The sequence below is a fragment of the Kitasatospora sp. NPDC058048 genome, from assembly GCF_042885555.1.
Classification (GTDB): domain Bacteria; phylum Actinomycetota; class Actinomycetes; order Streptomycetales; family Streptomycetaceae; genus Kitasatospora; species Kitasatospora lactacystinica.
On sequence record NZ_JBHVRT010000010.1, the window covers coordinates 80,796 to 104,167 of the forward strand.

Here is a 23,372-nt window from a genome sequence, read left to right on the forward strand (position 1 = left end):
ACGACGAAGGCCCGGACCGCTGTGCGGTCCGGGCCTTCTGCCGGCGGAGGATACGAGATTCGAACTCGTGAGGGGTTGCCCCCAACACGCTTTCCAATTCCCCTCGGCTCCGTTCAGCGGGGTCCACACCAGTACTGACCTGGAGCGGTGTGATTGCCCCAGCCTCTTCCGAACGGCTTCGGACGGTGGCGAACGAGACCAGAAGTGAGACCAGCTGCCTCTGGCTTGTCGGTGGGCGTAGGCCTTCGTGTGCGTCGCGGGCTCGTCTGTTCGCGAATTCCGACCGCTCCACCTGGGGCTCTGCCAGAAGGTTCTTCAATTGGTTAGAGGAGGCAGCACTGCCAGTCGCGGCGGCGCCGTAGTGAGGGCTGCGACGGGACGAGGCTTGGGGCCGGCGGGGTCTCGAACCCCGGCTCCACGCATGGCGCCGTAACGTCGGACGGCGTGCTCTGGAGTCACCGCAAAGAGGCAACGGACAACTCGTCCGGATCGCCCCTTTGCGGGCGGAGTGCGTGCCAAACTCTCCCTCAGAGCAGTGGGATTGCTCCGATCACCCGCCCAGATCACCCAGATTCAGGCATCGCCATGGGAAGGATTGGCATGATCATGTCGTTTGATTTCGGTCGGGAACTGCGCCGACTGCGAGATGAGGCCGGTCTCACCCTTGGGGGTCTCGCCCAAGAGGTGAACTACAGCAGGAGCCATCTCAGCCGAATCGAGCGTGGCGAAAAGCGGCCCTCCGTCGGCTTGGCCCGGCGGTGCGACGCATTGTTCGGATCAGCCGGACGCTTGCAGGCATTGGTGGGCCCGCACCCGTCCAGCCGTCTCGGACGGATGCCCGGGACAGGTCGGTTGATGGCACGTCGTGGCTTGCTAGCAGCTGGAGCGGCGTCGCTGATCGGGTTCAGTCCAGTTGATGGTGAACGGATCGACCTGCCGGACGGCGTGTCACTTGTCGGGCCGTTCCGGGCGCAACTCGATCAGATGCGACAGCTCGGCCAGGCCACCGAGCCGTCCGCTCTCCTCGACCTGCTCGAAGCCCAAACCCGTACCGTTGCCAAGGTCGCCGCCAGCAGCGGTCCGCGTGACGGTGCACGACTGTTCGTCCTTGCCGCCCACTTTGCCGACTACACGGGCTGGATGGCACAGGAGGCCGGCGACAACGCTTCCGTCCTCGACTGGACCGCCAAGGCTGTTGGGCTCGCTCAGGCGGGGGGTGACCGTGACCTCGCCTTCTACGCCCTTGTCCGGCGTGCACTCGTCACCTTCTACGACACCGATGCCGAACAGACCATCGCGCTCGCGAGCCGAGCGCAGGAGAGCCGACTGCCACCGCGGATTCGCGGGCTGGCCGCTCAACGCGAGGCACAGGGACACGCCTTGGCCGGAGACGAGCAGGCCTGCATGCGCAGCCTGGACCGAGCCCGTCAGCTGCTCGACTCTGCCTCGGCACGGGCCGGCACCGGACCGGTGATCGGTACCAGCCACCTGGTCGATCCGGCCGCCATGGTGACTGGGTGGTGCCTGTTCGACCTTGGACGGCCTCGTGAGGCCGCCGAAGTCTTCGACCGGGAGTGCCTGCGCATTTCGCCGCAGGCACTACGAACCCGGGCCAGGTACGGACTGCGGCGGGCACTGGCGCACGCCGCGGCCGGCGAGATCGAACACTCCTGTGAAATTGCGGGCGAACTGCTCGATTTGGCCGTAGCTGTGCGTTCGGCCACGGTGACCGCGGACATCCGGCGTCTTGCGAAGGAGTTGGCGCGCTTTCGCACTAACCGATCTGTCCGCAATCTCCATCCTGCGCTGACCAGCGCCCTGCACCCGAGCCGGTCCTGATACCACGGGCCGGCCTGAGATCGAGGGAATCCCGCTTCACCGGATTCCCTCCTGCGTGGCACCTCCTCGTGTGGGAGCCCGATGTGACTGCTCCATTGCTGTACTCGAAAACACCGACCCTCTGGAGGGGAATCCGCCATGCCTGACATTTTCATCAACTACCGCACCGGCGATGAGGAAGGTACCGCCACCCTGATCGAGCGGGAGCTCTCCCGACGCTTCGGCAGCGAGCGCGTCTTCCGGGCCAGCAAATCGATCGAAGCAGGCCGGCGTTTCCCAGAGGCCCTGATCACCGCCGTCCGTCGCAGTAGTGTCCTGCTGCCCGTCATCGGTTCGCGTTGGGTGGACGCGCGGAGCTCGGACGGGGGGCGGGCACTCGACAATCCCGAGGACTGGACTCGTAGGGAGATCATCGAGGCGTTCGAGTCCGGTGCCCTGATCATTCCTATCCTGGTTGACCGCGCACCGAGGCTCCGACGGGTGGAACTACCCTCGGAGCTGGCTGGACTTGCGGATCACCAGTATCGGCGACTGGACTTGCGCAATGCCGATGCCGACCTCACCCGCATCGCGAACGACCTGGCCGATCTCGTTCCGCAACTGGCTGCTGTCGCCCGCCAGGAGGTCGGCGACGACCAGCGGCGGTCAGCCGAGGATGACGACCCCCGGTACCAGGGCGTCCAGATCCGAGCCCATGAGGTCCGCAGCCGTCAACGCGGCGGCATCGGCAACCTCGCCGGAGGATTCTCCGGCACCTTCGTCAGTGAGCCGAGCGGACCGGTTCACACAGGGAGCGGAGATCAGCACACAGCTCCGCGGTTCTCCGGGGACGGGATGGGCGTCACCTACATCGCTGGCAAGCACTCCGGCACCCTTCGTACCGACGTCGACAACCGCCGTCGCCCCGAGGGCGGAGCCAGGTGAGCGGCGGGGAAAATACTTGGGTCAGCGAGTCAGCGGGCCCACTCCACAGTGGGAGTGGGCCGCAGTACAACTTCTGGCACACCGCTGTCACCTCCGACCGCCTGATCCGGTCAGGCGTGAATCCGTTGGTGATCGCCCACCAGCATCGGCTGCGGCTCAGTCGCTGGTTCGTGCCGCCCGACCACTACGGCACCGCCGTCGAGAGGCTGACCGCCCCTGGTTCCGTCGTCCTGCTGGAGAGCGCAGAAGGTTGCGGTCGACGGACCGCAGCGACCATGCTGCTTCACCAACTCGACCTCCCGACAGGGAGGTTCGAGGAACTGTCGGTGGAGCGCGAAGAAGGCGGCCTGGACGCCGCTCCGCACGACCGGTTCCTTCTCGATCTGTCCGGAACGCCCGACGACAGGTACCTGAGCGCTCAGCGCGTCCTGACCTCCTACCGAGCGGTGGTCGAACACAGCGGCGCTCGTTTGGTTGTTGTTCTGCCAGCTGGTCTCGATTACCTGCTGAAAGCCGAGTTCGTGCCACTCGTCGTACGGGTCGGGAGGCCGTACGGGCCGGCGGTGCTCAGCCGATACCTCCGAGTGGCCGGCATCGGCTTCGACCCGGGAGAGCTGGACGAACCAGAACTGAAACAACTCCTGCATGAGTCCCCGATGCGCGAGCTCGCCAGACTCGCTGAGATGATCGGTCGCGCGCGGGACAGCGGCCACTACGGCTCCGAGTTCTCCTCTTGGCGCGCCGAGGCGGTTGCCGCAGTCACCAACTGGGCCGGTGAGGTGGCCAGGCAGGTCAGCACCCATCGCACCGCGCAGAATCGAGCCCTGTTGCTCACCGCCGCCATGCTGAACGGCGCCACCTCCGACGCTGTCTTTCACGGAGCACTCGGCCTACTGGCCGAACTCCAGCACAGCGGTGACGAGACGCACCGATTGGCCCAAGCCGATCTGGGTGAGCAGCTGACGTCATTACATATCCAGCGTGACCACGACAGCCGGATCGGTTTTGAGCGACTCGCTTACGACAGTGCTGTACGGACTCACTTCTGGGTCAACTTTCCAGACCTACGGGGGAACCTTCGAAACTGGGTTGGCCGGGCCGTCATGCTGCCGGCACTCACGGGTGATGACCGGTCGAACCTGGTCGTCCGCTTCGCCGAGCAGTCACTTGCTGCAGGCCGCCCTGGCGACCTCTTCACCCTGGCCGAACTGTGGACACGTCCTGGCAGCCCCAGACGGTTGAACACCGAGGCGGCGACCCTCCTTGAACAGGGACTCACCCACGAGCGGTACGGCGCCAAGGTCCGCTCGAAGATCTACGAATGGGCGGTTGGTCCGCGGCTCGGCCCGGATCTCGTCCGCGTGCTGACAGGCGTCTGCCGGCACATCATTGCCCCAACCCACCCCGATCAGGCGGTCGTGCGGCTGCACCACCTTGCACTCCGTTCTGGTGGTGAAGAGATCGACGCCGCTCGGGCGGAGCTTCTGGAACTGGTCAGGGCGAACCGGCGCCTCTACCAACAGTTGGTCGACCGGGTGCTCGCCCGATTGCGTACCGCGCCGGGACCCAACTTGACGTTGCTGCTCGAACTTCTGGAACCCGCTGGGATTCTGTTCCCGCCGCCGTGGCGGACCCTGCGTGCTGGATGGCAGGCGGTGCTCGTGCTACCCGCGGACCGCTGGGCGCCGATCGCACACGAGTGGCTCACCGCAGTAGACGCTGATGAATGGCCGCGCGCGTTGGATGTCATGCTTCAGGCCGCCGAGGGCCGCCAGTCCGTCCTGAACGACTTCTACCTGATCGCCCGTGACTGGGCCGAGGCCGGGGCTCAGGTGCCGCCCGAGCAGGCGGCCTCCCGGATGGCGACCGCATACCGGTTTTGGCAAAAGATCGACTTCGAGCAGGGTATCGAGACCCTTGACGGTCGTCTTGGTGCCTCAGAAAAGGAGCACCGATGAATTTCAAGAGCAAGTCGCTGCCCATCCTGCTCGTCCTCGTCTGCGGGTCGGCACCAGTCCTGGCTGGTCGGTTGTCGGGCTGGCCGGTCTGGTTGGACGTCTTCCTCGCAATGACCGTGGCAGCCGGCCTGTGTCTGTTGGTGACGCGCCGTCCCGTCCCGTCTCCCCAGGTGGTCGAGGTACCGCCGGAGCCGCTGTACGTCGGCCCGGGCGCTCCCGTGGAACCGCCCTTCCGAGAGACCCGGGTGGAGGGCCTGGCGCTTCCGAGTGCACTACCCGACTACAGCTTCGTGTTCTCCGCCACCGTGCGCTGGCGGCCGACCCACAACCTTTCCGACCTTGCACACGCCAACTTGGTGAACCTCGCCGTGTCCGCAGTACTGGAGCGGGCGCAGTTCGTCACCAACCACGAACATCCATACCACTCGGTCGCTGCCGGCTATCGGTTGGCGGGCACGCTGGGCGCGGAGGCCGCGGACGCGTCGGCGCGTGTCACCTCGCTGGCGACCGACGTTTCACTGACCCTGTACCCGGCTGACCACGACCGTCTTGAGAAGCTGGCAAGGCTCCACAAGACGGAGGATGCCTGGGAACAGCACCGGCACTATGAGCGGAACAGGCGGACCTACCTCGGTGAGGAGGTGCTCAAGAGCCCAGGTAGTGCGGTGGTGTGGTGGTTGACACGCCATGAAGACGAGGTCGAGAAGGCAGTGGACATGATCGGCCCGCTCGCCCAGCTTTCCGCCGCCGCCAACAACACCGAGGTCCCCGAGCCTTTCCGGCGCCTCGTGGCAGGCGCTTCGACCCCCGGGCCCGTATGCCCCATGGGCGACCCCGCCTCGCCGGAGCATCCGGCTGAGGACCGCGCTGGAGTGGCGATTCCGCTCGGCCCCAGCGCTCCGCCGGTGGTGGAACCGGACGAGGCCGTTGTCGAACATATTCGCCAACTGCTGGACGAACTCGGCCTCAAGGAGGGATCCGCCGAGCGCGAGGTGCTCGTGCACCGAATCGCGCGCTCGACCGACGCCGCCGGCCGAGTCGCCGCCGCGGAGCGAATCCGGCAACACCTGTCGGGTCGATGGCCTGGCAAGGCGTCTCCTGCTGAGGAGACGCAGGGCGAACAGTCGCAGATGCCGACCCCCTCTCCGGGCTCCGGCGGGACCGTCCAGGAGCAGCGGGCCGAGCACCAAGGCCACCGAGATCACGGTGGCCAGGTCGATCAGGTACCGATCACCGACCGAGCTGAGAGGCTCAACACAGTGGACGACTACTACGACATGAATCGCGTGACCCGGGGCGCGTTGTCGCGGCACGAGGTGACAGACGCCTCCATGCTGTCGGCAGAGTCGGAAGCTCCCGCCGGACAGGAGCCGTCGGAACGCGGCTGGGACACCGATCACTGACGTTTGCTGCGTTCTACAGCCGGTGAATCTGCCGACTGCGACCATGAAACGACGAAGGCCCGGACCGCTGTGCGGTCCGGGCCTTCTGCCGGCGGAGGATACGAGATTCGAACTCGTGAGGGGTTGCCCCCAACACGCTTTCCAAGCGTGCGCCCTAGGCCTCTAGGCGAATCCTCCGTGGGAGAGCTTAGTACATGTTTCGGGGTGGTCGCGACCACCTGTCCCGCAGGCGGAGGGATGGGGTGGCCTGTGGATCGTCGGGGCCGGGATCCGGTACTGTGGGGGTCAGCCCCTCGTGTGGCGTCATCTCTCTGAACCCCCCCAGGGCCGGAAGGCAGCAAGGGTAGGAGGGCTCTGGCGGGTGCACGGGGGGTCTTTGCGTTCCCGGGGCCGGGGCGAGGGGTGAGGGGCGACGCGTTTGTCGGTCCGTCCCGATATCGTCGGGGGTGTGTCCCTAGCCCTGTACCGCCGCTACCGCCCCGAGACCTTCGCGGAGGTCATCGGGCAGGAGCACGTGACCGCTCCGCTCCAGCAGGCCCTGCGCAACAACAGGGTCAACCACGCGTACCTGTTCAGCGGGCCGCGTGGCTGTGGAAAGACGACGAGCGCGCGCATCCTGGCCCGTTGTCTCAACTGTGAACAGGGGCCGACGCCGACGCCCTGCGGGGAGTGCCAGTCCTGCCGGGACCTGGCGACCGGCGGGCCCGGGTCGATCGACGTGATCGAGATCGACGCCGCCTCGCACGGTGGTGTGGACGACGCGCGCGAGCTGCGCGAGCGGGCGTTCTTCGCGCCGGTGCACAGCCGGTACAAGATTTTCATCCTGGACGAGGCACACATGGTGACCTCGGCCGGCTTCAACGCGCTGCTCAAGGTCGTCGAGGAGCCGCCGGAGCACCTCAAGTTCATCTTCGCGACCACCGAGCCGGAGAAGGTGATCGGGACGATCCGGTCCCGGACGCACCACTACCCGTTCCGGCTGGTCCCGCCCGGCACGCTGCGCGACTACCTGGCGGAGGTGTGCGGCCGGGAGGGGATCCAGGTCGAGGACACCGTGTTCCCCCTGGTGGTGCGGGCGGGTGCCGGGTCGGTGCGTGACTCGATGTCGGTGATGGACCAGCTGCTGGCCGGGGCCGCCGAGGGCGGCGTCACGTACCAGATGGCCACGTCGCTGCTCGGCTACACCGACTCGGCGCTGCTGGACGAGGTGGTGGACGCCTTCGCCGCGCACGACGGGGCGACGGTGTTCCAGGTGGTCGACCGGGTGGTCGAGGGCGGGCACGACCCGCGCCGCTTCGTCACCGACCTGCTGGAGCGGCTGCGCGACCTGGTGATCCTGGCCACCGTGCCGGACGCCGGGGAGAAGGGGCTGATCGACGCCCCGGCCGACCGGGTCGCGGTGATGCAGGCGCAGGCGGACGCGTTCGGCGCGGCCGAGCTGAGCCGGGCCGCCGACATCGTCAACACCGGGCTGACCGAGATGCGCGGCAACGCGGCGCCCCGGCTGCAGCTGGAGCTGATCTGCGCCCGGGTGATGCTGCCGGGCGCCTACAGCGACGAGCTGTCGCTGCAGGCGCGGCTGGACAAGCTGGAGCGACGGGCGGCGGCGGGCGGGTTCGCCGCGCCGATGGCGGCCCCGGTGGGCATGCCGATGGCGGCCCCGGCGGCGGTTGCCCCGGCGGCGGCTGCGCCGGTGGGCGAGGTGCCGGTGGCGCCCGTCCCGGCCGCGCCCCCCGTGCAGGCCGCTCCCGTGCAGGCCGCTCCCGTGCAGGCCGCGCCGCCCGTGCAGGCCGCGCCGCCCGTGCAGGCCGCGCCGCCCGCCGCTCCTGCCGGGTCGGCGCCGGGTGCGTGGCCGATCCCGCGCAGCTTCCCGCCCGCCGGTGGCGCCCCCGCTGCGGCTCCGGCGACGCCCCCCATGGCGCAGCCGCAGGCGGCCCCGGCCCAGGCGGTTCCTGCTCCCGTGCCCGCTCCGGCCCCTGCTCCGGCCGCCGCCCCGGCGGCGGCCCCCGGCGGGCAGCCGTCGGCGTCCGCGCAGCAGGGCGCCGCGCAGGTGCGGCAGCTGTGGCCGCAGATCCTGGAGGCGGTGAAGAACCGCCGCCGCTTCACCTGGATCCTGCTCAGCCAGAACGGCCAGGTGGCCGGGTTCGACGGCAGCGTGCTCCAGGTGTCCTTCATCAACGCCGGTGCCCGGGACAGCTTCGTCGGCAGCAACAGCGACGACGTGCTGCGCGCCGCGCTGGCCGAGGCGCTGGGCGTGGACTGGCGGATCGAGTGCATCGTCGACCCGTCCGGCGGCGCCGGCGGCCCGGGTGGCGGGGCTCCGAGCGGCGGTGCCCAGGGCGGCGGGGGCTGGGGAGCCCCGGCGCGCCCGGCGGCGGCCGCGCCGTCGATGCCCGCGCCCGCGCCGGCGCCCGTGCAGGCTCCGCCGGTCCAGGCCGCGCCGGCGCCCGTCCAGGCGCCGCCCGTGAAGCCCGCACCGGTGCAGGCCCCGCCGGTCCAGGCCGCGCAGGCCCGTCCGGTGCGGTCGGTGGCCCCGGAGGACGACATCCCGGAGGCGGACGATCCGGACCTGAAGGAGGACGTGTTCTCCGGGCAGGAGCTGATCATCCGCGAACTGGGCGCGACGGTGCTGGAGGAGATCCACCACCAGGGCTCCTGAGCCGGGCCCGGGGCCCCGCCCGCGTGCAACGGCACCGGTCCGGGCCCGAGCCCCGGGGCCGTCCCCGAGTCGACCCTGAGCCGCCCCGGAGCCGGGCCCCGGAGCGGTGGGCAGCACGTAGGCTCGGCGGTGACGAACGAAGCACCGCATGACAGCCGTGACAGCAAGGAGACAGCCGTGTTCCCCGGTGGTGGCCAGCCCAACATGCAGCAGCTGCTGAAGCAGGCGCAGAAGATGCAGCAGGATTTCGCCAAGGCCCAGCAGGAGCTGGCCGAGACGAAGGTGAACGGTTCGGCGGGCGGCGGCCTGGTCGAGGCGACGGTGACCGGCGCCGGTGAACTGGTGGCGCTGACCATCGCCCCGGCGGCCGTGGACCCGGAGGACACCGAGACGCTGGCCGACCTGATCCTGGCGGCCGTCCGGGACGCCAACCAGACCGCGCAGAAGATGCAGGCCGAGCGCATGGGCCCGCTGACCCAGGGCCTGGGCGGCGGCATCCCCGGCCTGCCGTTCTAGCGTCGGCCGTTCTAACGTCGGCTCTACGTTCCAGAAGGTCTGAAGTTCAGACGACGGACCTATGTGATTTATGTGGGAGTCGGGCGTCGGGCGCTGTGTCCGACGCCCGATTCGTTGGATGATGGCACCGGAGCACCACCGGCCGTCCGGTACCACCGGTCGTCCGCCACCCGGCCGTCAGGCCACCACCGGCCGCCAGGCCACCACGGACCAGCAGGCCACTACCGGCCGTCACCGGCCACCACCGGGCATACGGCACCATCGACCATCCGAGGGAAGGCGCGACGTTGTACGAGGGCGTGGTTCAGGACCTGATCGACGAACTGGGCAGGCTGCCCGGCGTCGGGCCCAAGAGCGCCCAGCGGATCGCCTTCCACGTGTTGCAGGCCGACCCGACCGACGTGCGCCGGCTGGCCCACGCGCTGCTGGAGGTCAAGGACAAGGTCCGCTTCTGCGCGGTCTGCGGCAACGTCGCGGAGGCCGAGCAGTGCCGGGTCTGCCTGGACCCGCGCCGCGACCTCGCCGTCATCTGCGTGGTCGAGGAGTCCAAGGACGTCGTCGCCATCGAGCGCACCCGCGAGTTCCGCGGCCGCTACCACGTGCTGGGCGGCGCGATCAGCCCCATCGAGGGCGTCGGCCCGGACGACCTGCGCATCCGCGAACTGCTGTCGCGCCTCGCGGACGGCACGGTCACCGAGCTGATCCTGGCCACCGACCCCAACCTGGAGGGGGAGGCGACCGCCACCTACCTGGCCCGGCTCTGCAAGCCGATGGGCCTGAAGGTGACCCGTCTGGCGAGCGGCCTGCCCGTCGGCGGGGATCTGGAGTACGCGGACGAGGTCACCCTCGGTCGCGCCTTCGAAGGGAGACGACTGCTCGATGTCTGACCGGACGATCAACCAGCAGCCCCACACCCCCCACCAGCAGTCCCACGGGGAACCGGGGGCGCACGCCCCGCACATCCACGGTCACGGTTCGGAGCCGGACGACTTCGCCGTGCAGATCGCCGACTCGGTGGAGAGCTTCGTGCTCGCCGTCACCGAGGTCGCCAAGGGCGACGAGCCCGGCAGCGCGGTCTCGCTGCTGCTCCTGGAGGTCTCGCAGCTGCTGCTGACCGGCGGCCGGCTGGGTGCGATCGAGGACGTCGTCCCGGAGGACCGCTTCGAGCCCGACGCCGGTCCCGAGCCGGACGGCGAGCAGCTGCGCGAGCGCCTCGCCGAGCTGCTCGCGCCGATCGACGTCTACCACGAGGTCTTCGACCCGTACGGCCCGCCGGAGAAGCCCAATGCCTTCCGGATCTCGGACGACCTGGCCGGCGTGGTCAGCGAGCTCCAGCACGGGCTGACCCACTACCGCGAGGGCCGGATCAGCGAGGCGCTGTGGTGGTGGCAGTTCTCGTACCTCTCCAACTGGGGCACGACCTGCACGGCGGTGCTGCGGGCCCTGCAGTCGCTGATCGCCCACGTCCGGCTGGACAGCCCGCTCGGCGCGGTGCCGGACGGCGCGGACACCGACGACGACGGGCTTACCGACGAGCAGCTCGAACAGCAGGCGGGCGACCTGATGGCGGCCGAGCTCGGCCTCGGGCGGTAGGCGGCAGCCGGTGGTCGGTCGGCGGCAGCCGGTAGGCGGTATTCCGCGACGGCCCTCCCGGATTGTGATGAATGCCTCAGTGGCCCGGCCGGAAAAGAAATCCGGCCGGATCGCCGTCCCCCGATCCGCCGATTCTTCGGAGCCGTACCGAATCGCCCGCAGACCTGACGGCGGAGCCACCCGCACGGCCGCTCACGTGCTGAAACTACCGTCTCACCATATGGAAAGCGCCGGTCGGAGCACCCCTGCTCGGTAGACTGACGACGACCGCACCCCCCTCTCCCCAGGGGGGTACGGGGGCCCGGAGCCCCCGGAAAAGACTTCGAGTCGAGGAGCGCACGTGGGCCTTGTCGTGCAGAAGTACGGCGGCTCATCCGTTGCGGATGCCGAAGGCATCAAGCGCGTGGCCCGCCGGATCGTTGACACCAAGAAGGCCGGCCATGAGGTCGTCGTCGTGGTGTCCGCGATGGGCGACACGACGGACGAGCTCATCGAACTCGCGGAGCAGGTGTCACCGCTGCCTGCCGGCCGTGAGTTCGACATGCTGCTGACCGCTGGAGAGCGCATCTCCATGGCGCTGCTGGCCATGGCGATCAAATCCCTGGGGCACGAGGCACAGTCCTTCACGGGCAGCCAGGCCGGTGTCATCACCGACTCCGTCCACAACAAGGCGCGCATCATCGACGTGACGCCCGGCCGCATCCGCACCGCCCTGGACGAGGGCAACATCGCGATCGTGGCCGGTTTCCAGGGCGTCTCCCAGACCAGCAAGGACATCACCACGCTGGGCCGGGGCGGCTCGGACACCACCGCCGTGGCGCTCGCCGCCGCGCTCAGCGCCGAGGTCTGCGAGATCTACACCGACGTGGACGGCGTGTTCACCGCCGACCCGCGCGTGGTGAAGAAGGCCCGCAAGATCGACTGGATCGCCTACGAGGACATGCTGGAGCTGGCCTCGTCGGGTTCCAAGGTGCTGCTCGATCGGTGTGTCGAGTACGCCCGTCGCTACAACATCCCGATTCACGTACGCTCGTCCTTCTCGGGTCTTCCCGGGACGATCGTCAGCAACGACAACCCGAACAAGCCCGAAGGGGGCGAGATGGAGCAGGCCATCATCTCCGGAGTCGCCCACGACACCTCCGAGGCCAAGGTCACCGTCGTCGGCGTGCCCGACAAGCCGGGCGAGGCGGCGCGCATCTTCCGCGCCATCGCCGACGCCGAGGTCAACATCGACATGGTGGTGCAGAACGTCTCCGCCGCGTCGACCGGCCTGACCGACATCTCCTTCACCCTGCCCAAGACCGAGGGCCAGAAGGCCATCGACGCGCTGGGCCGGGTCAAGGCGGGCATCGGCTACGAGTCGCTGCGCTACGACGACGCGATCGGCAAGATCTCGCTGGTCGGCGCCGGCATGCGCTCCAACCCGGGCGTCACGGCGACCTTCTTCGAGGCGCTGTCCGCCGCGGGCGTCAACATCGAGCTGATCTCCACCTCGGAGATCCGCATCTCGGTGGTCACCCGTGCCGACGACGTGCCGGAGGCCGTCCGCGCCGTCCACAGCGCCTTCGGCCTGGACAGCGAGAGCGACGAGGCCGTCGTCTACGGCGGCACCGGGCGATGACCCGGACGCGGGGCCGGATCACCGGGTCCTGCCGGGGCGCCGGGCGATGACCCGGCGTCCGAACCTCGCCGTCGTCGGCGCCACCGGCGCGGTCGGTGAGGTGCTGCTCGGGCTGCTCTCCCTCCGCCAGGACGTCTGGGGCGAGATCCGACTCGTCGCCTCCCCGCGCTCGGCCGGCCGCAAGGCGGTGGTGCGCGGGGAGGCCGTCGAGGTCGTCCCGCTGGCCGAGGAGGCCTTCGCGGGCATCGACGTGGCGGTGTTCGCCGTCCCCGACCCGGTCTCGGCGCAGTGGGCGCCGATCGCGGCGGCCAAGGGCGTCGTGGTGATCGACGGCTCGGCCGTCTTCCGCACCGCCGAGGACGTGCCGCTGGTCGTCCCGGAGGTCAACGCGGCCGCGCTGCGGATCCGCCCGCGCGGCATCGTCGCCAGTCCGGCCGCCACCGCCCTCGCGATGATCGCCGCGGTGGGGGCGCTGCACGCCGAGTACGGGCTGGCGCAGCTCGTGGTCGCCTCCTACCAGGCCGCCGACGGCGAGGGCCGCGACGGCGAGGCGGCGCTGCGCGCGCAGACCGGGCTGGTGGCGGGTGCCGCCGTCGGCCGGCAGACCGGTGACCTGCGCGCGCTGATCGCCGATCAGGGGCCGTTCGCCGCCCCGCTGGTGCTCAACGCGGTGCCCTGGACCGGCGGACTGCGCGAGGGCGGCTGGTCCGCCCAGGAGACGGGCATCCGCGACGAGTCCCGCAAGGTCCTCGGCCTGCCCGCCCTGAAGGTCTCGGCGACCTGCGTCCACATCCCGGTCGTCCGCACCCACGCGCTGGCCGTGCACGCGCGGTTCGAACGCGAGGTCACCCAGGAGCACGCGCAGGACATCCTGCGGGACGCGCCCGGCGTGGTGCTCTACGACGACCCGGCGGCCGGCGAGTTCCCCACGCCGAACGACGTGGTCGGGACGGACCCGGTCTGGGTCGGGAGGGTCCGGCGGGCGCTGGACGAGCCGGACGCGCTGGACCTCTTCCTGTGCGGGGACAACCTGCGCAAGGGGTCGGCGCTCAACCTGGTGCAGCTGGCCGAGCTGGTCGCGGCGGAGCTGACAGCGGGCGAGCCGGTGGACGCGGAGCCGGACGGGGAGTTGGACGCGGCGGCGACGGCTGAGCCGACGGGGCCGACGGGGCCGACGGGGCCGGAGAAGCCGGAGTACTAGGTCCCGGGGCCCTCGCGCGTTCCGAAGTGCCCGCTTGTGTCCACAGCTGTGTCCATACCTGTGTTCGCTCCTCGACACAATCTGTCCGGAATCCCGGGGGAATCCCCTGGAGGCCTCTTCCGCCGATGCGGAAGAATGGGCCCCGAGCCGGGCAACCATGACAGGGGATCGAGTGTCCAACGTGCGTGGCGAACGTGATGGTGGGGGCAAGGGCGGGCATCCCGGCGAGAGCCGCGGTGCCCTTCCCGTCGCGCGCCCCGTGGGCTGCGAGTAGGCCGGAAGAAGACCAGATGACGGCGGCCGCACGCGGTGCGGCGGACTCCGGCGCCGGTACCGACGCGGGTACCAGCGAGGACCTGCTCACCGAGACCTACCAGGCGCACTACCGCTCGTTGCTGCGGCTCGCGGCACTGCTCCTGGACGACCTCTCGACGTGCGAGGACGTCGTCCAGGAGGCGTTCATCCGGGTGCACGCCGCCCGGCGCAGGGTGCGCGAACCCGAGAAGACCCTGGCCTACCTGCGGCAGACGGTCGTCAACCTGTCCCGCTCCACGCTGCGCCGCCGCATCCTCGGGCTGCGACTGCTGCCGAAGCCCATGCCTGACATGGCCAGTGCAGAAGAAGGTGCCTACGATGCCCTGGAGCGCGACCAGTTGAAGGCCGCGCTGCGTGGTCTGCAACGCCGTCAGCGGGAGGTTCTGGTGCTGCGTTACTTCGTGGACATGACGGAGGCGCAGGTCGCCGAGACCCTGGGCATCTCGCTCGGCTCGGTGAAGGCCTACGGCTCCCGCGGACTCGCCGCCCTGCGCGTCCAGATGGAGGCCGGACATGGCTGAGGCGGACGACGGCCGTCGGCGACCGGTCGACGGGGCGTCCGAGCCGAACGCGTCCGAGCCGAACACGTCCGAGCCGCACGCGCCCGAGTCGACGGCGCCCGAGTCGAGTTCGCCGGGTACGCGCGCACCGAGTCCGAACGCACCGAGTCCGCACGCGTCCAGTGCGCACGCGTCCGGTCCGAACGCGGCCGGGAAGCCCGGTGCGGACGGCCCCGCGGGGGAGGTCCCGGAGCTCCTGGACCTGTCCGCCGACGAACGGGCGCTGCGCGAGCGGCTGCACGGCGCCGTCTCCGGCATCCAGCCCGCCGTGGGCGGGCTGCCGCGGATCCGGCGGGCCGTGCCCCGCCGCCGGGCCGCCCGGCGCGGCGCCTGGACCGGGGCGGCCGCACTCGCCTTCGCCGTCGCGATCGGCCTGCCCGTCCTGCACGAGGGGGAGCACCTCGGGCTCTCCGGCGGTCCCGGCTCGGCCGACGCCAAGAGCCCTGCTGCCGCGTCCCCCAGCGGTGCCGCCGGTACCGCCGGCGGTACCGGGGCGGCCGCGCAGACGGGCGCGGGCGGCACCGGCGCCGCCATCTCGCCGACCGGTACGGCCTCGGCCCCGCACACTCCCGGCGGCGGGCTGACGCAAACCGACGGCGGCGTCGCGCCCTCCGGGACCTCCGGGGCCGGCGACGGCGGCATCGTCCCGCTCTGCACCCGGACGGACCTCGGCGAAGGCGTCGCGCAGGTCGGCACGGCCGACGTCGACGGGCGGATCTACGGCTCGTTCACCGTCTACAACGTCTCCGTGCGCAGTTGCCGGCTCGGCGGGCCGGGCTCGGTGGCGGTCACCGCCGTCAGCGGCGGCGACCGCGGCCGTATCCGCACCGCCGACCACGCGCCGGGCGACCCGGCGGCCGGCCTGCCCGCGATGGACGGGGAGCCCCCGGTGCTCGCGCCGCGGGCCGGGTACCGGGTGCAGTTCGCCTGGGTCCCCGACCGGACCTGTGCCGGCTCCGGCAGCCTGACCACCCCGTCGAGCGGCGTCAACCAGGTGGCCCTGCGCTCGGACGTCCCGGCCATCGAGCCCGGCGCCCCGGCCTCCGTCCCCTCCAGCGAGCCCAGCGCCAACCCGCCGGCCTCCTCGTCCCCGTCGGCGGGCCCCAGCACGGCTCCCAGCCCGACCCCGACCCCGACCGGCGGCCCGACCGCCGCACCGTCCACCGTGACCATCGCCCACACTCCCGCCCCCGGCAGTCCGGCGGCCGCCACGGCGACCCTGCCCGTGGCGTGCAGCGGCACCGTCTACCGCGGCGGCGTTCAGAACCTGGGCGGTTCGGTGCCGCAGCCGTCGGGCTCGCCGACGGCGGGGTGACCGCGGGCGCGGCCGTGGCCCGGGGCCCGGGGGCCGGGCGGGTGTGAGGAGTGGTTACCGTGGGGGTGTGTACCGGTTCCTCCTGACTTCGCGCTGGCTCGGCGGCACCGTCGTGGCCGTGGCGGCCGTGGCGGTGTGCCTGTGGCTGGGTTCCTGGCAGCTCGGCCGGTTCGAGGACCGGGTGTCCACGCACCAGGAGGCCAAGCAGGCGGTCACCGCTTCGAGTGACGCCCGGCCGATCGACGCACTGCTCAACCAGGCGACTCCGCAGGTGAGCACGGAGACCGTCGGCAGGACGGTCACGGTGACCGGCACCTACGACAGCGAGCACCAACTGCTCGTCCCCAACCGGGTGGTGGACGGCAAGCAGGGCTACTACGTGCTCACCCCGCTGCGCACCGCCGACGGTCACGCCGTCGCCGTGGTGCGCGGCTGGGCGGGTGGGGACCCGGCCGCGGCCGGGCCGCCGCCGGGCGGAGAGGTGACGGTGACCGGGCGCCTGCAGGCCAACGAGGCCGTGGGCAGCAACGGCGCGGTGGCGGGCGGTCTGCCGACCGGGCAGCTCGGCATGATCAACCGGGCGTCGCTGCTGAACGTGCTGGAGTACGACGGCTGGTACGACGGCTGGGTGGCCGTCGACGACGCGCCCGCCGGGCTGGCCCCGGTACCGACCGTGCAGCCGCAGGGCGGCGACGGGCTCACCCTGCGCGCGTTCCAGAACCTGGGCTACACCCTGGAGTGGTTCGTCTTCGCCGGGTTCGTGGTCTTCATGTGGTTCCGCCTGGTGCGCCGTGAGGCGGAGGCGGAGCAGGACCGGGCCCTCGGGCTGGACCCGGTCCTGGACTGACCGGCGCGTCCTGGTCCGACCCCGCTCTCAGCGCTTGGTCGGCAGGGCCGGTGCCGCTGTCGGCTTGACCGCCGGCGGGGGCGCCGTCGGTGTCGGTGCCGCCGGTGTCGGCGTCGGGAGCGGCTGCTGGGTCGGGGAGGACGAGCCGGTGGGCAGCGGCGTCGGGTCGCTGTGGCAGTGGCCGTTGCCGTTGCCGCTGCCGTTGTGGTCGTCGTTGTCGTAGTGGTCGATGTGGTGGTGCACGGTGCGACCGGTCTTCGACCCCTTGGAGCCCTTCGAGCCGGAGGAACCCGAGGAGCCCGAGGAGCCGCCGGACCCCTTCGAACCCTTGGCGAGCTCGACGGTGCCATCCGGGTCGGTCGACTCGTAGGCCGCCGCCAGGACGGCCGTGCCCGCGATCCCGCCTGCGATCCCGTCTGCCCTCCCCGCGCCCGGTGCGCTCGCCTTGGTCGCCGTGGCGGGCGGGACGGCACCGGCGGGCGGGACGGCGCCGGCGAGCGGCGTGGCACCGGCGGGCGGGACGGCGCCGGTCGGCGGTGCGGTGGTGGGCGGCACGGCCGGCTTGGGCGCGACGGCCGAGGAGCTCGGCGCCGGCGGGCCGGCCGGAGGCGGGCAGGAGGCGACCGCCGGCCGCGACCCCGAGCAGCCGCTGAGCACCAGGGCCCCGGCCACCGCCACCCCCGCGAGCAGCAGCAGACGTCTCACGCCGCCCCTCCGTCTGCGTCGCTCCCGGCCGCGCCCAGGTACCGCCGGACGAACTCGATCTCCAGCCGCAGCTGCTTGATCCGCTCCTCCACCACCAGCGAGCCGTGCCCGGCGTCGTAGCGGTACACCTCGTGCGGCTTGCCGAGCTGCTCCAGCCGCTCGACGTAGTTGTCGATCTGCCGGATCGGGCAGCGCGGGTCGTTGACCCCGGCGCTGATGTACACCGGCACCCGCACCTGCTCGACGTAGGTCAGCGGCGAGGAGGCCGTGAAACGCTCCGGCACCTCCTGCGGGGTGCCGCCGAAGAGCGTGCGGTCCAGCGACTTGAGCGCCTCCATCTCGTCGGCGTACGCGGTGTGGTAGTCCGCGACTGGCACGGCGGCGACACCGAGGGCCCAGCTGTCGGGCTGGACGCCGAGGCCGAGCAGGGTCAGGTAACCGCCCCAGCTGCCGCCGGTGAGCACCAGCCGGGCCGGGTCGGCGAGGCCGCTGTCGACGGCCCAGGCGCGGACCGCCGCGATGTCCTCCAGCTCGATCAGGCCGACCCGCTCGTGCAGCGCGTCCGTCCAGGCCTGGCCGTAGCCGGTCGAACCGCGGTAGTTGACCCGGACCACCGCGAAGCCGTGGTCCAGCCAGGCGGCCGGACCGGCGGCAAAGGAGTCGCTGTCGTGGTGGGTCGGGCCGCCGTGGATCTCGAACACGGTCGGGTACGGGCCCGGCCCGGCCGTCGACGGCCGCTGCACCAGGGCGTGCACCCGCCCGCCGGGCCCGTCCACCCAGACGTCCTCGACCGGCACCGAACCGGGCGGCACCGCGCCGGGCGCCCGCAGCACGACCGTACCGGCGGTGGAACGGACGGCGGAGGGCTCGGCGGCGGAGGACCACAGGTACTCGACGGTGCCGTCCGGACGGGCGGTGGCGCCGCCGACGGTGCCGCGCGGGGTGTCCAGGCGGGTCAGCCGGCCGTCGGCCAGCCCGTACGAGAACAGCTCGCTACGCGCCTCGTACTCGTGCTCCACCAGCAGCTCACCGGCGCCGGGGCGCCACTGCGCGGAGACGTCGCCGGGCAGTTCGCGGCCCTGCTCGTCACGCAGCGGGAGGGCGGTCTCGGCACCCGTGGCGACGTCCCAGATCATCGGCTCCCAGCGGCCGGTGCGCTGGTGGGCGACCAGCAGCCGGGTGTCGCCCTCGACCGGCGCGAAGCCCAGGCAGGCGACGCCGCGCGGCTCGTCCCGGCCGGTGACCTCGTCCAGCTCGGCGACGGTCTCGACCCCGCCGTCCCCGGTGACGCGGACGACCCGGATCGCGGAGTGCATCGCGTCGCCGTGCTCGGTGTGGTCGATGGCGAGCAGGGTGCTGTCGTGGCTGAGGTCGCCGATGCCGCCGTACTCCTCGTGCCGGTAGATCTCGACCGGCTCGGCGCTGCCGGGGCGGCGCAGGTGCAGGGTGGTGCCGTCCTCGTCCGTCGAGCGGCCGACGACCACGGTGCCGTCGCGGCCGAGGGCCAGGCCGGCCGAGTAGGAAGCGGCGAGGCCGGGCACGGCCTCCTCGTCGGGGCCGCCCGCGAACGGCTGGCGGCGCCAGACGCCGAACTCGTCACCGTCGTGGTCGTCGAACCACCAGACCCAGTCGCCGTCGGGGGACAGCTCGGCGTCGGTGGTGCCGTTCGGACGGTCGGTCACCCGGCGGTGGGCGCCGGTGGCGCGGTCCCAGGCGTAGACCTCGTAGGTGCCGGTCGCGTTGGACACGTACAACGCCCGGTCGGGGGCGTCCTCGGCCCAGTCGGGCAGGGACACCCGGGCCGCCCTGAACCGCTGCTCCCACGCCGGTACGGCGCTCTTCTCCTCGCTCATCCGACCATCCAACCCGATCGGGGGGAGGGAAGGGAACGGGCGGGTGGGCTTCGGCCACCCGCCCCGCGTGCCGGGATCCCGCCACGGCCGCTCCGGGGCGTGCGGGGACCGGCCCCCGGGCGGCGTTCCCAGCGGCAGGAACCGGACCGGGCCCACGGGCACCGGCCACCGGACACTGCCGTCCGCGGCGCCGTACGCGGTGAGGGCCCGTCCGGCGCCGAGGGCAGTCCAGCGCCGAGGGGCAGTCCGGCGCCGAGGGGCGGGCGCGGTGGGGGCGGCCCGCCCTCGGGCGGCGCGGCGGTCTGCGGCTCAGGCGCCCGGCGCCCGGCACCCGGTACGCGGGTTTGCGGCTCAGGCGCCCGGTACGCGGTCGAGGAAGCCGTACACCGCGCCGATCCGGCCGTCCGGGGTGGCCGCCAGAACGTCGAAGCCGATCACCACCGGCTCCGCGCCGGCCGGGCCCAGGTTCCAGGTGAAGCGGGCGACGTCGTGGTGGGCGTCGACCGGGCCGAGGGTGAACTCCAGCCCCGGGAACTGGGCCTGGGCGGCGCCGATCAGCGCGTCGACGGCGTCCCGGCCGGTGACGGCGGCCAGCGGGTCGGTGTAGCGGCCGTCCTCGGCCCACACCTCGTCGACCAGCTTGCGGCGGGCCGCCGGGTCGGTCTCGTTCCACACCGCGAGGTAGCGCTCGGCGAGCTGCTGGAGGGCGGCGGTGGTGATCTCGGTCATCGTCATCTCCCGTTTTCCGGTGGGTGGTTGGCCGGGTCGTTCCCGGTGCTCACCACGGTACGGACGGGCGGCGGGCGGCGAATCCGTCACGTATGGGCATGGGGGTACGTAGCCTCCGCCGGGGTGTGCCGGGGCGCGCGGCGGTGTGCCGGTACCGGTGCCGCTAGTGGCGTCGCTGCCGGTGCCGACGGCGGTGCGGGCCCGGGTGGGTAGGGTCGGGGCATGCTGTACGGGAGGGAAGGCGAACAGGCCGCCGTGGACGGCCTGTTGGACGCGGCGCGGGCCGGCCGCAGCGGGGTGCTGCTGTTCCGGGGCGAGGCCGGCATCGGCAAGACCGCGCTGCTGGACGACGCGGTGGCGCGGGCGGGGGAGTCGTTCCGGGTGATCCGGGCGGCCGGCGTTGAGTACGAGGCCGAGCTGCCGTACGCCGGGCTGAGCCTGCTGCTCGCACCCGGCTTGGACCGGCTGGACGCCCTGCCCGGTCCGCAACGGCGGGCGCTGGAGGCGGCGTTCGGGCTCTCCGACGAGGGCCGGCCGGGCGGCCACGGGGCGGACGGCGTTCCGGCCGCCGGTGGCTCGGTCGCCGGTGGCCCGGCCGCCGGTGAAGGGCGCGCCGACCGGCTGCTCGTCGGACTCGCCACGCTCGGTCTGCTCGCCGAACTCGCCGCCGACCGGCCCCTGCTGTGCGTCATGGACGACGTGCAGTGGCTGGACCGGGCCTCACTGGAGGCGCTGCTGCTGGCCGCCCGACGCCTCCAGGCCGAGGGGGTGGCCCTGCTGCTCGCCGCCCGCGCCGCCGGTGCCCCCGGGGCCACCGGCGGCGCGGCGGAGCGCCCGCTGGGGCTGCCCGAACGACAGGTGACCGCACTGTCCGAGGCCGACGCCACCCGGCTGCTGGCCCGGCGGGCCGGCCCCGGCCTGCCCGCCACCGCGCGCGACCGGCTGCTCGCCGAGGCGGCCGGCAACCCGCTCGCGCTCACCGAACTCCCCGTCGCCGTCGGGCCGCACATGTCGGCGCCGGGCGGCCTGCCGCTCACCAGCCGGCTGCTGATCGCCTTCCACGGCCAGGTCACCGGCCTGCCCGCGGCCACCCAGACGCTGCTGCTGGTCGCCGCCACGGAGGAGAACGGGGCGCTGGACGTCGTCCTGCCCGCAGCGGCCGCCCTCGGCGTCACCGCCGAACACCTCGCGCCCGCCGAGGAGTCCGGCCTGGCGACGGTCACGGCCGACCGCCGGATCGCCTTCCGGCACCCCCTGCTGCGCTCCGCGATCCTCCAGCGCGCCCCGCACCACCAGAAGACGACGGCCCATCAGGCCGTGGCGAGGGCCCTGCCGGACGGCGACCGCCGCACCTGGCACCTCGCGCTGGCCGCCACCGGCCCCGACGCGGGCCTCGCCGACGCGCTGGAGCGCGCCGCCGTCCGCGCCGAGCGCCGCGGCGGCCACGGCGGGGCCGCCGCGTACGAGCGCGCCGCCCGCCTCACCCCGGACCGCGACAGCGCCACCCGCCGGCTCGTCCTGGCCGCCGAAGCCGCCACCGAGGAAGGCGAGTTGGAGCGCGCGGAGAAACTCGCCGACGAGGCCTCCGGCCGGACCGACAACGTCCTGGCGCACGCCCTGCTCGACCAGGTCCGGGCCACCGCGCACTTCTGGCGCGGCGCGCACCCGACCGCCCACCGGCTGCTGCTCGACGCCGCCGGCACCGACATCGACCCGATGCACGCCGCCCGGATGCTGCTCCAGGCCTTCCACGCCGCCTGGTACGCGGGGGAGGAGCCGGTGGTCGCCGTCCTGGACCGCCTGGCGGTCCTGCCGCTCGCCGCCGACGACCCCCTCGCCCCGCTCGCCCGCCACCTGCCCGCGGCCGTCCTGCCCGCGCTCGGCCGGCCCGCCGCGCCGCTTCGGCCCGTCCGGGAGGCCGTGGAGGCCGCCCGCCGGGCAGGGGCCGACAGCCCGGTCGACCTGGTCCAGCTGTGCGGCGCCACCCTGGTCCTCGGGCGCGACGAGGAGACCGCCGAACTCGCCGCAGAACTGATCGCCGAAGCCCGCGCCAAGGGCACCGTCGGAGTGATGCCCACCCTGCAGTTCTTCCTGGCCGAGGCCGAACTCTTCCACGGCCGGCACCGCGACGCCGAACTCACCGCCACCGAAGGCCTCGGCCTCGCCCGGGACACCGGCCAGCACCAGTGGGTCAGCCAACTCACCGCGCTGCTCGCCTGCCTGGCCGCGCTGGACGGCCGCACCGACCGCTGCGCCGAACTCGCCGCGACCGCCCTCGCCACCACCGGCCCGCAGACCGCCGCCCCCGCGGCCGGCCTGGCCTGGGTCCAGTGGGCGCTCGCCCTGCTCGACCTCGGCCAGGGCCGCGCCGGCGACGCCGCCGACCGGCTGCACACCCTCACCACCGGCCCGCACCGGCACCACATCAGCGCCACCCGGGCCGTCCCCGACCTGGTCGAGGCCGCCGTCCGCCTCGGCACCCCCGAACGCGCCGCCGAACCCTACGAGCGCTTCGCCCGCTGGACGGCCGCCGCCGACCGCCCCTGGGCCGAGGCCCTCCGCCTGCGCTGCCAGGCCCTGCTCGGCCCCGACGAACTCGCCGAGACCGCCTACCGCGCCGCCCTCTCCCGGCACGCGACGGCCCACCGCCCCTTCGAACAGGCCCGCACCGCCCTCCTCTACGGCGAATGGCTGCGCCGCACCCGCCGCCGCACCGACGCCCGCCCCCACCTGCGCGCCGCCCTGGAGACCTTCGACCGCCTCGGCGCCCACCCCTGGGCCGCCCGCGCCCGCACCGAACTCTCCGCCACCGGCACCCCCGCCCCGGCCACCCCCACCGGCACCCCGCAGTCCCCCCTCACCCCCCAGGAACTCCAGATCGCCCGCCTCGCCGCCCAGGGCCTCACCAACCGCGACATCGCCGCCCAGCTCTTCCTCAGCCCCCGTACCGTCGCCCACCACCTCTACAAGGCCTACCCCAAGCTCAACATCACCTCCCGCACCGAACTGACCACCGTCCTCTGACCCGACGCCGCCCGGCGCACGGCGTCCACTCGCGCCCGCGTGCCCGCCCCACTGGTGGTCCGAGGCCCTTCCCGCCGTCCGCTCCGGAGCTTTCCAGGGGCCGAACACGGTGCGAACCACGACCTGTTCCGGGGGGCCGCGCGGCGGGCCCCTCCGCGACGATCGCGATGGCCCCGTCGATGCCGAGCGCGATTCCGGGGCCGGAGCGGAGGCGGCCGCGGGCGAACCGGCCGGCGACGGCACCACAGGCGTCCAGGGAGCTCCGACGGGCCGTCCGGACGGGGCGTCGCCGCAGGTCCGCGATCCGGAG

17 protein-coding genes, 1 tRNA gene and 1 other RNA gene are annotated in these 23,372 nt (G+C 72.5%); 15 read left to right on the forward strand and 4 right to left on the reverse strand.

Features of this window, described 5'->3' with window-relative positions:
• Window positions 1-600: 600 nt before the first annotated feature.
• The 4 genes from ACFVVA_RS13460 to ACFVVA_RS13475 all read left to right on the forward strand — a co-directional run bounded on the left by ACFVVA_RS13460 (window position 601) and on the right by ACFVVA_RS13475 (window position 6,124).
• Window positions 601-1,839 (forward strand): helix-turn-helix transcriptional regulator, encoded by a 1,239-nt coding sequence (locus ACFVVA_RS13460; protein ID WP_387688887.1) that lies wholly within the window; start codon window positions 601-603, stop codon window positions 1,837-1,839.
• A gap of 138 nt (window positions 1,840-1,977) precedes the next feature.
• Window positions 1,978-2,763 carry a toll/interleukin-1 receptor domain-containing protein gene (locus tag ACFVVA_RS13465; protein ID WP_387688889.1) on the forward strand — a complete coding sequence of 262 codons (786 nt, stop codon included), beginning with the start codon at window positions 1,978-1,980 and terminating at the stop codon, window positions 2,761-2,763.
• Between the two features lie 116 nt (window positions 2,764-2,879).
• Window positions 2,880-4,721: a hypothetical protein gene (locus tag ACFVVA_RS13470; protein ID WP_387688891.1), complete on the forward strand. Its 1,842-nt coding sequence runs from the start codon at window positions 2,880-2,882 to the stop codon at window positions 4,719-4,721.
• Window positions 4,718-6,124 carry a hypothetical protein gene (locus ACFVVA_RS13475; RefSeq protein ID WP_387688893.1) on the forward strand — a complete coding sequence of 469 codons (1,407 nt, stop codon included), beginning with the start codon at window positions 4,718-4,720 and terminating at the stop codon, window positions 6,122-6,124. Before ACFVVA_RS13470 ends, ACFVVA_RS13475 begins: the two co-directional genes overlap by 4 nt.
• 92 nt (window positions 6,125-6,216) lie before the next feature.
• On the opposite strand, the gene ACFVVA_RS13480 is transcribed toward ACFVVA_RS13475, so the two are convergent.
• Window positions 6,217-6,301: transfer RNA gene (locus tag ACFVVA_RS13480), tRNA-Ser, on the reverse strand.
• Between the two features lie 110 nt (window positions 6,302-6,411).
• Here ACFVVA_RS13480 and ffs point away from each other — a divergent pair.
• The 10 genes from ffs (at window position 6,412) to ACFVVA_RS13530 (ending at window position 16,751) form a co-directional block, all read left to right on the forward strand.
• Window positions 6,412-6,502: signal recognition particle sRNA small type (gene ffs, locus ACFVVA_RS13485), an RNA gene on the forward strand.
• Window positions 6,503-6,572: 70 nt separating this feature from the next.
• The gene (locus ACFVVA_RS13490) at window positions 6,573-8,783 is read left to right on the forward strand and encodes a DNA polymerase III subunit gamma and tau (protein WP_387688895.1); all 2,211 of its coding nucleotides are present in this window, start codon (window positions 6,573-6,575) and stop codon (window positions 8,781-8,783) included.
• A 177-nt stretch (window positions 8,784-8,960) separates the two neighbouring features.
• Window positions 8,961-9,299, forward strand: a complete 339-nt coding sequence (locus tag ACFVVA_RS13495) for a YbaB/EbfC family nucleoid-associated protein (protein WP_359905653.1) — start codon at window positions 8,961-8,963, stop codon at window positions 9,297-9,299.
• A gap of 287 nt (window positions 9,300-9,586) precedes the next feature.
• On the forward strand, window positions 9,587-10,186 hold the full coding sequence (gene recR, locus ACFVVA_RS13500; RefSeq protein ID WP_316522617.1) for a recombination mediator RecR: 600 nt from the start codon (window positions 9,587-9,589) through the stop codon (window positions 10,184-10,186).
• Window positions 10,179-10,892, forward strand: a complete 714-nt coding sequence (locus ACFVVA_RS13505) for a DUF5063 domain-containing protein (RefSeq protein ID WP_387688898.1) — start codon at window positions 10,179-10,181, stop codon at window positions 10,890-10,892. The genes recR and ACFVVA_RS13505 overlap by 8 nt, the downstream gene beginning before the upstream one ends.
• A 340-nt stretch (window positions 10,893-11,232) precedes the next feature.
• Window positions 11,233-12,513, forward strand: a complete 1,281-nt coding sequence (locus ACFVVA_RS13510) for an aspartate kinase (protein ID WP_359905659.1) — start codon at window positions 11,233-11,235, stop codon at window positions 12,511-12,513.
• Window positions 12,514-12,559: 46 nt separating this feature from the next.
• Complete coding sequence (locus ACFVVA_RS13515) at window positions 12,560-13,714, forward strand: aspartate-semialdehyde dehydrogenase (protein WP_387688900.1); 1,155 nt, start codon at window positions 12,560-12,562, stop codon at window positions 13,712-13,714.
• 197 nt (window positions 13,715-13,911) lie between these two features.
• Window positions 13,912-14,550 carry a SigE family RNA polymerase sigma factor gene (locus ACFVVA_RS13520; RefSeq protein ID WP_387688902.1) on the forward strand — a complete coding sequence of 213 codons (639 nt, stop codon included), beginning with the start codon at window positions 13,912-13,914 and terminating at the stop codon, window positions 14,548-14,550.
• Window positions 14,543-15,904, forward strand: coding sequence for a hypothetical protein (locus ACFVVA_RS13525; RefSeq protein ID WP_387688904.1), 1,362 nt, complete (start codon window positions 14,543-14,545; stop codon window positions 15,902-15,904). The genes ACFVVA_RS13520 and ACFVVA_RS13525 overlap by 8 nt, the downstream gene beginning before the upstream one ends.
• Before the next feature lie 67 nt (window positions 15,905-15,971).
• Window positions 15,972-16,751, forward strand: coding sequence for an SURF1 family protein (locus ACFVVA_RS13530; protein ID WP_387688906.1), 780 nt, complete (start codon window positions 15,972-15,974; stop codon window positions 16,749-16,751).
• A gap of 27 nt (window positions 16,752-16,778) precedes the next feature.
• On the opposite strand, the gene ACFVVA_RS13535 is transcribed toward ACFVVA_RS13530, so the two are convergent.
• The 3 genes from ACFVVA_RS13535 to ACFVVA_RS13545 all read right to left on the reverse strand — a co-directional run bounded on the left by ACFVVA_RS13535 (window position 16,779) and on the right by ACFVVA_RS13545 (window position 20,038).
• On the reverse strand, window positions 16,779-17,456 hold the full coding sequence (locus ACFVVA_RS13535) for a hypothetical protein (protein WP_387688908.1): 678 nt from the start codon (window positions 17,454-17,456) through the stop codon (window positions 16,779-16,781).
• Window positions 17,453-19,309: a S9 family peptidase gene (locus tag ACFVVA_RS13540; RefSeq protein WP_387688910.1), complete on the reverse strand. Its 1,857-nt coding sequence runs from the start codon at window positions 19,307-19,309 to the stop codon at window positions 17,453-17,455. Before ACFVVA_RS13540 ends, ACFVVA_RS13535 begins: the two co-directional genes overlap by 4 nt.
• A gap of 351 nt (window positions 19,310-19,660) precedes the next feature.
• Window positions 19,661-20,038: a nuclear transport factor 2 family protein gene (locus ACFVVA_RS13545; RefSeq protein ID WP_387688912.1), complete on the reverse strand. Its 378-nt coding sequence runs from the start codon at window positions 20,036-20,038 to the stop codon at window positions 19,661-19,663.
• A 222-nt stretch (window positions 20,039-20,260) separates the two neighbouring features.
• On the opposite strand from ACFVVA_RS13545, the gene ACFVVA_RS13550 reads away from it, so the two are divergent.
• Complete coding sequence (locus tag ACFVVA_RS13550; RefSeq protein WP_387688914.1) at window positions 20,261-23,062, forward strand: ATP-binding protein; 2,802 nt, start codon at window positions 20,261-20,263, stop codon at window positions 23,060-23,062.
• The last annotated feature ends 310 nt before the right edge of the window (window positions 23,063-23,372 follow it).

What these genes read in the sequence shown, in the direction of transcription:
- ACFVVA_RS13460 (WP_387688887.1), top strand. Translation starts at nt 601, where the DNA reads ATGATCATGTCGTTTGATTTCGGTCGGGAACTGCGCCGACTGCGAGAT.
- ACFVVA_RS13465 (WP_387688889.1), top strand. Translation starts at nt 1,978, where the DNA reads ATGCCTGACATTTTCATCAACTACCGCACCGGCGATGAGGAAGGTACC.
- ACFVVA_RS13475 (WP_387688893.1), top strand. Translation starts at nt 4,718, where the DNA reads ATGAATTTCAAGAGCAAGTCGCTGCCCATCCTGCTCGTCCTCGTCTGC.
- ACFVVA_RS13505 (WP_387688898.1), top strand. Translation starts at nt 10,179, where the DNA reads ATGTCTGACCGGACGATCAACCAGCAGCCCCACACCCCCCACCAGCAG.
- ACFVVA_RS13515 (WP_387688900.1), top strand. Translation starts at nt 12,560, where the DNA reads ATGACCCGGCGTCCGAACCTCGCCGTCGTCGGCGCCACCGGCGCGGTC.
- ACFVVA_RS13520 (WP_387688902.1), top strand. Translation starts at nt 13,912, where the DNA reads ATGGTGGGGGCAAGGGCGGGCATCCCGGCGAGAGCCGCGGTGCCCTTC.
- ACFVVA_RS13525 (WP_387688904.1), top strand. Translation starts at nt 14,543, where the DNA reads ATGGCTGAGGCGGACGACGGCCGTCGGCGACCGGTCGACGGGGCGTCC.
- ACFVVA_RS13540 (WP_387688910.1), bottom strand. Translation starts at nt 19,309, where the DNA reads ATGAGCGAGGAGAAGAGCGCCGTACCGGCGTGGGAGCAGCGGTTCAGG.
- ACFVVA_RS13545 (WP_387688912.1), bottom strand. Translation starts at nt 20,038, where the DNA reads ATGACCGAGATCACCACCGCCGCCCTCCAGCAGCTCGCCGAGCGCTAC.
- ACFVVA_RS13550 (WP_387688914.1), top strand. Translation starts at nt 20,261, where the DNA reads ATGCTGTACGGGAGGGAAGGCGAACAGGCCGCCGTGGACGGCCTGTTG.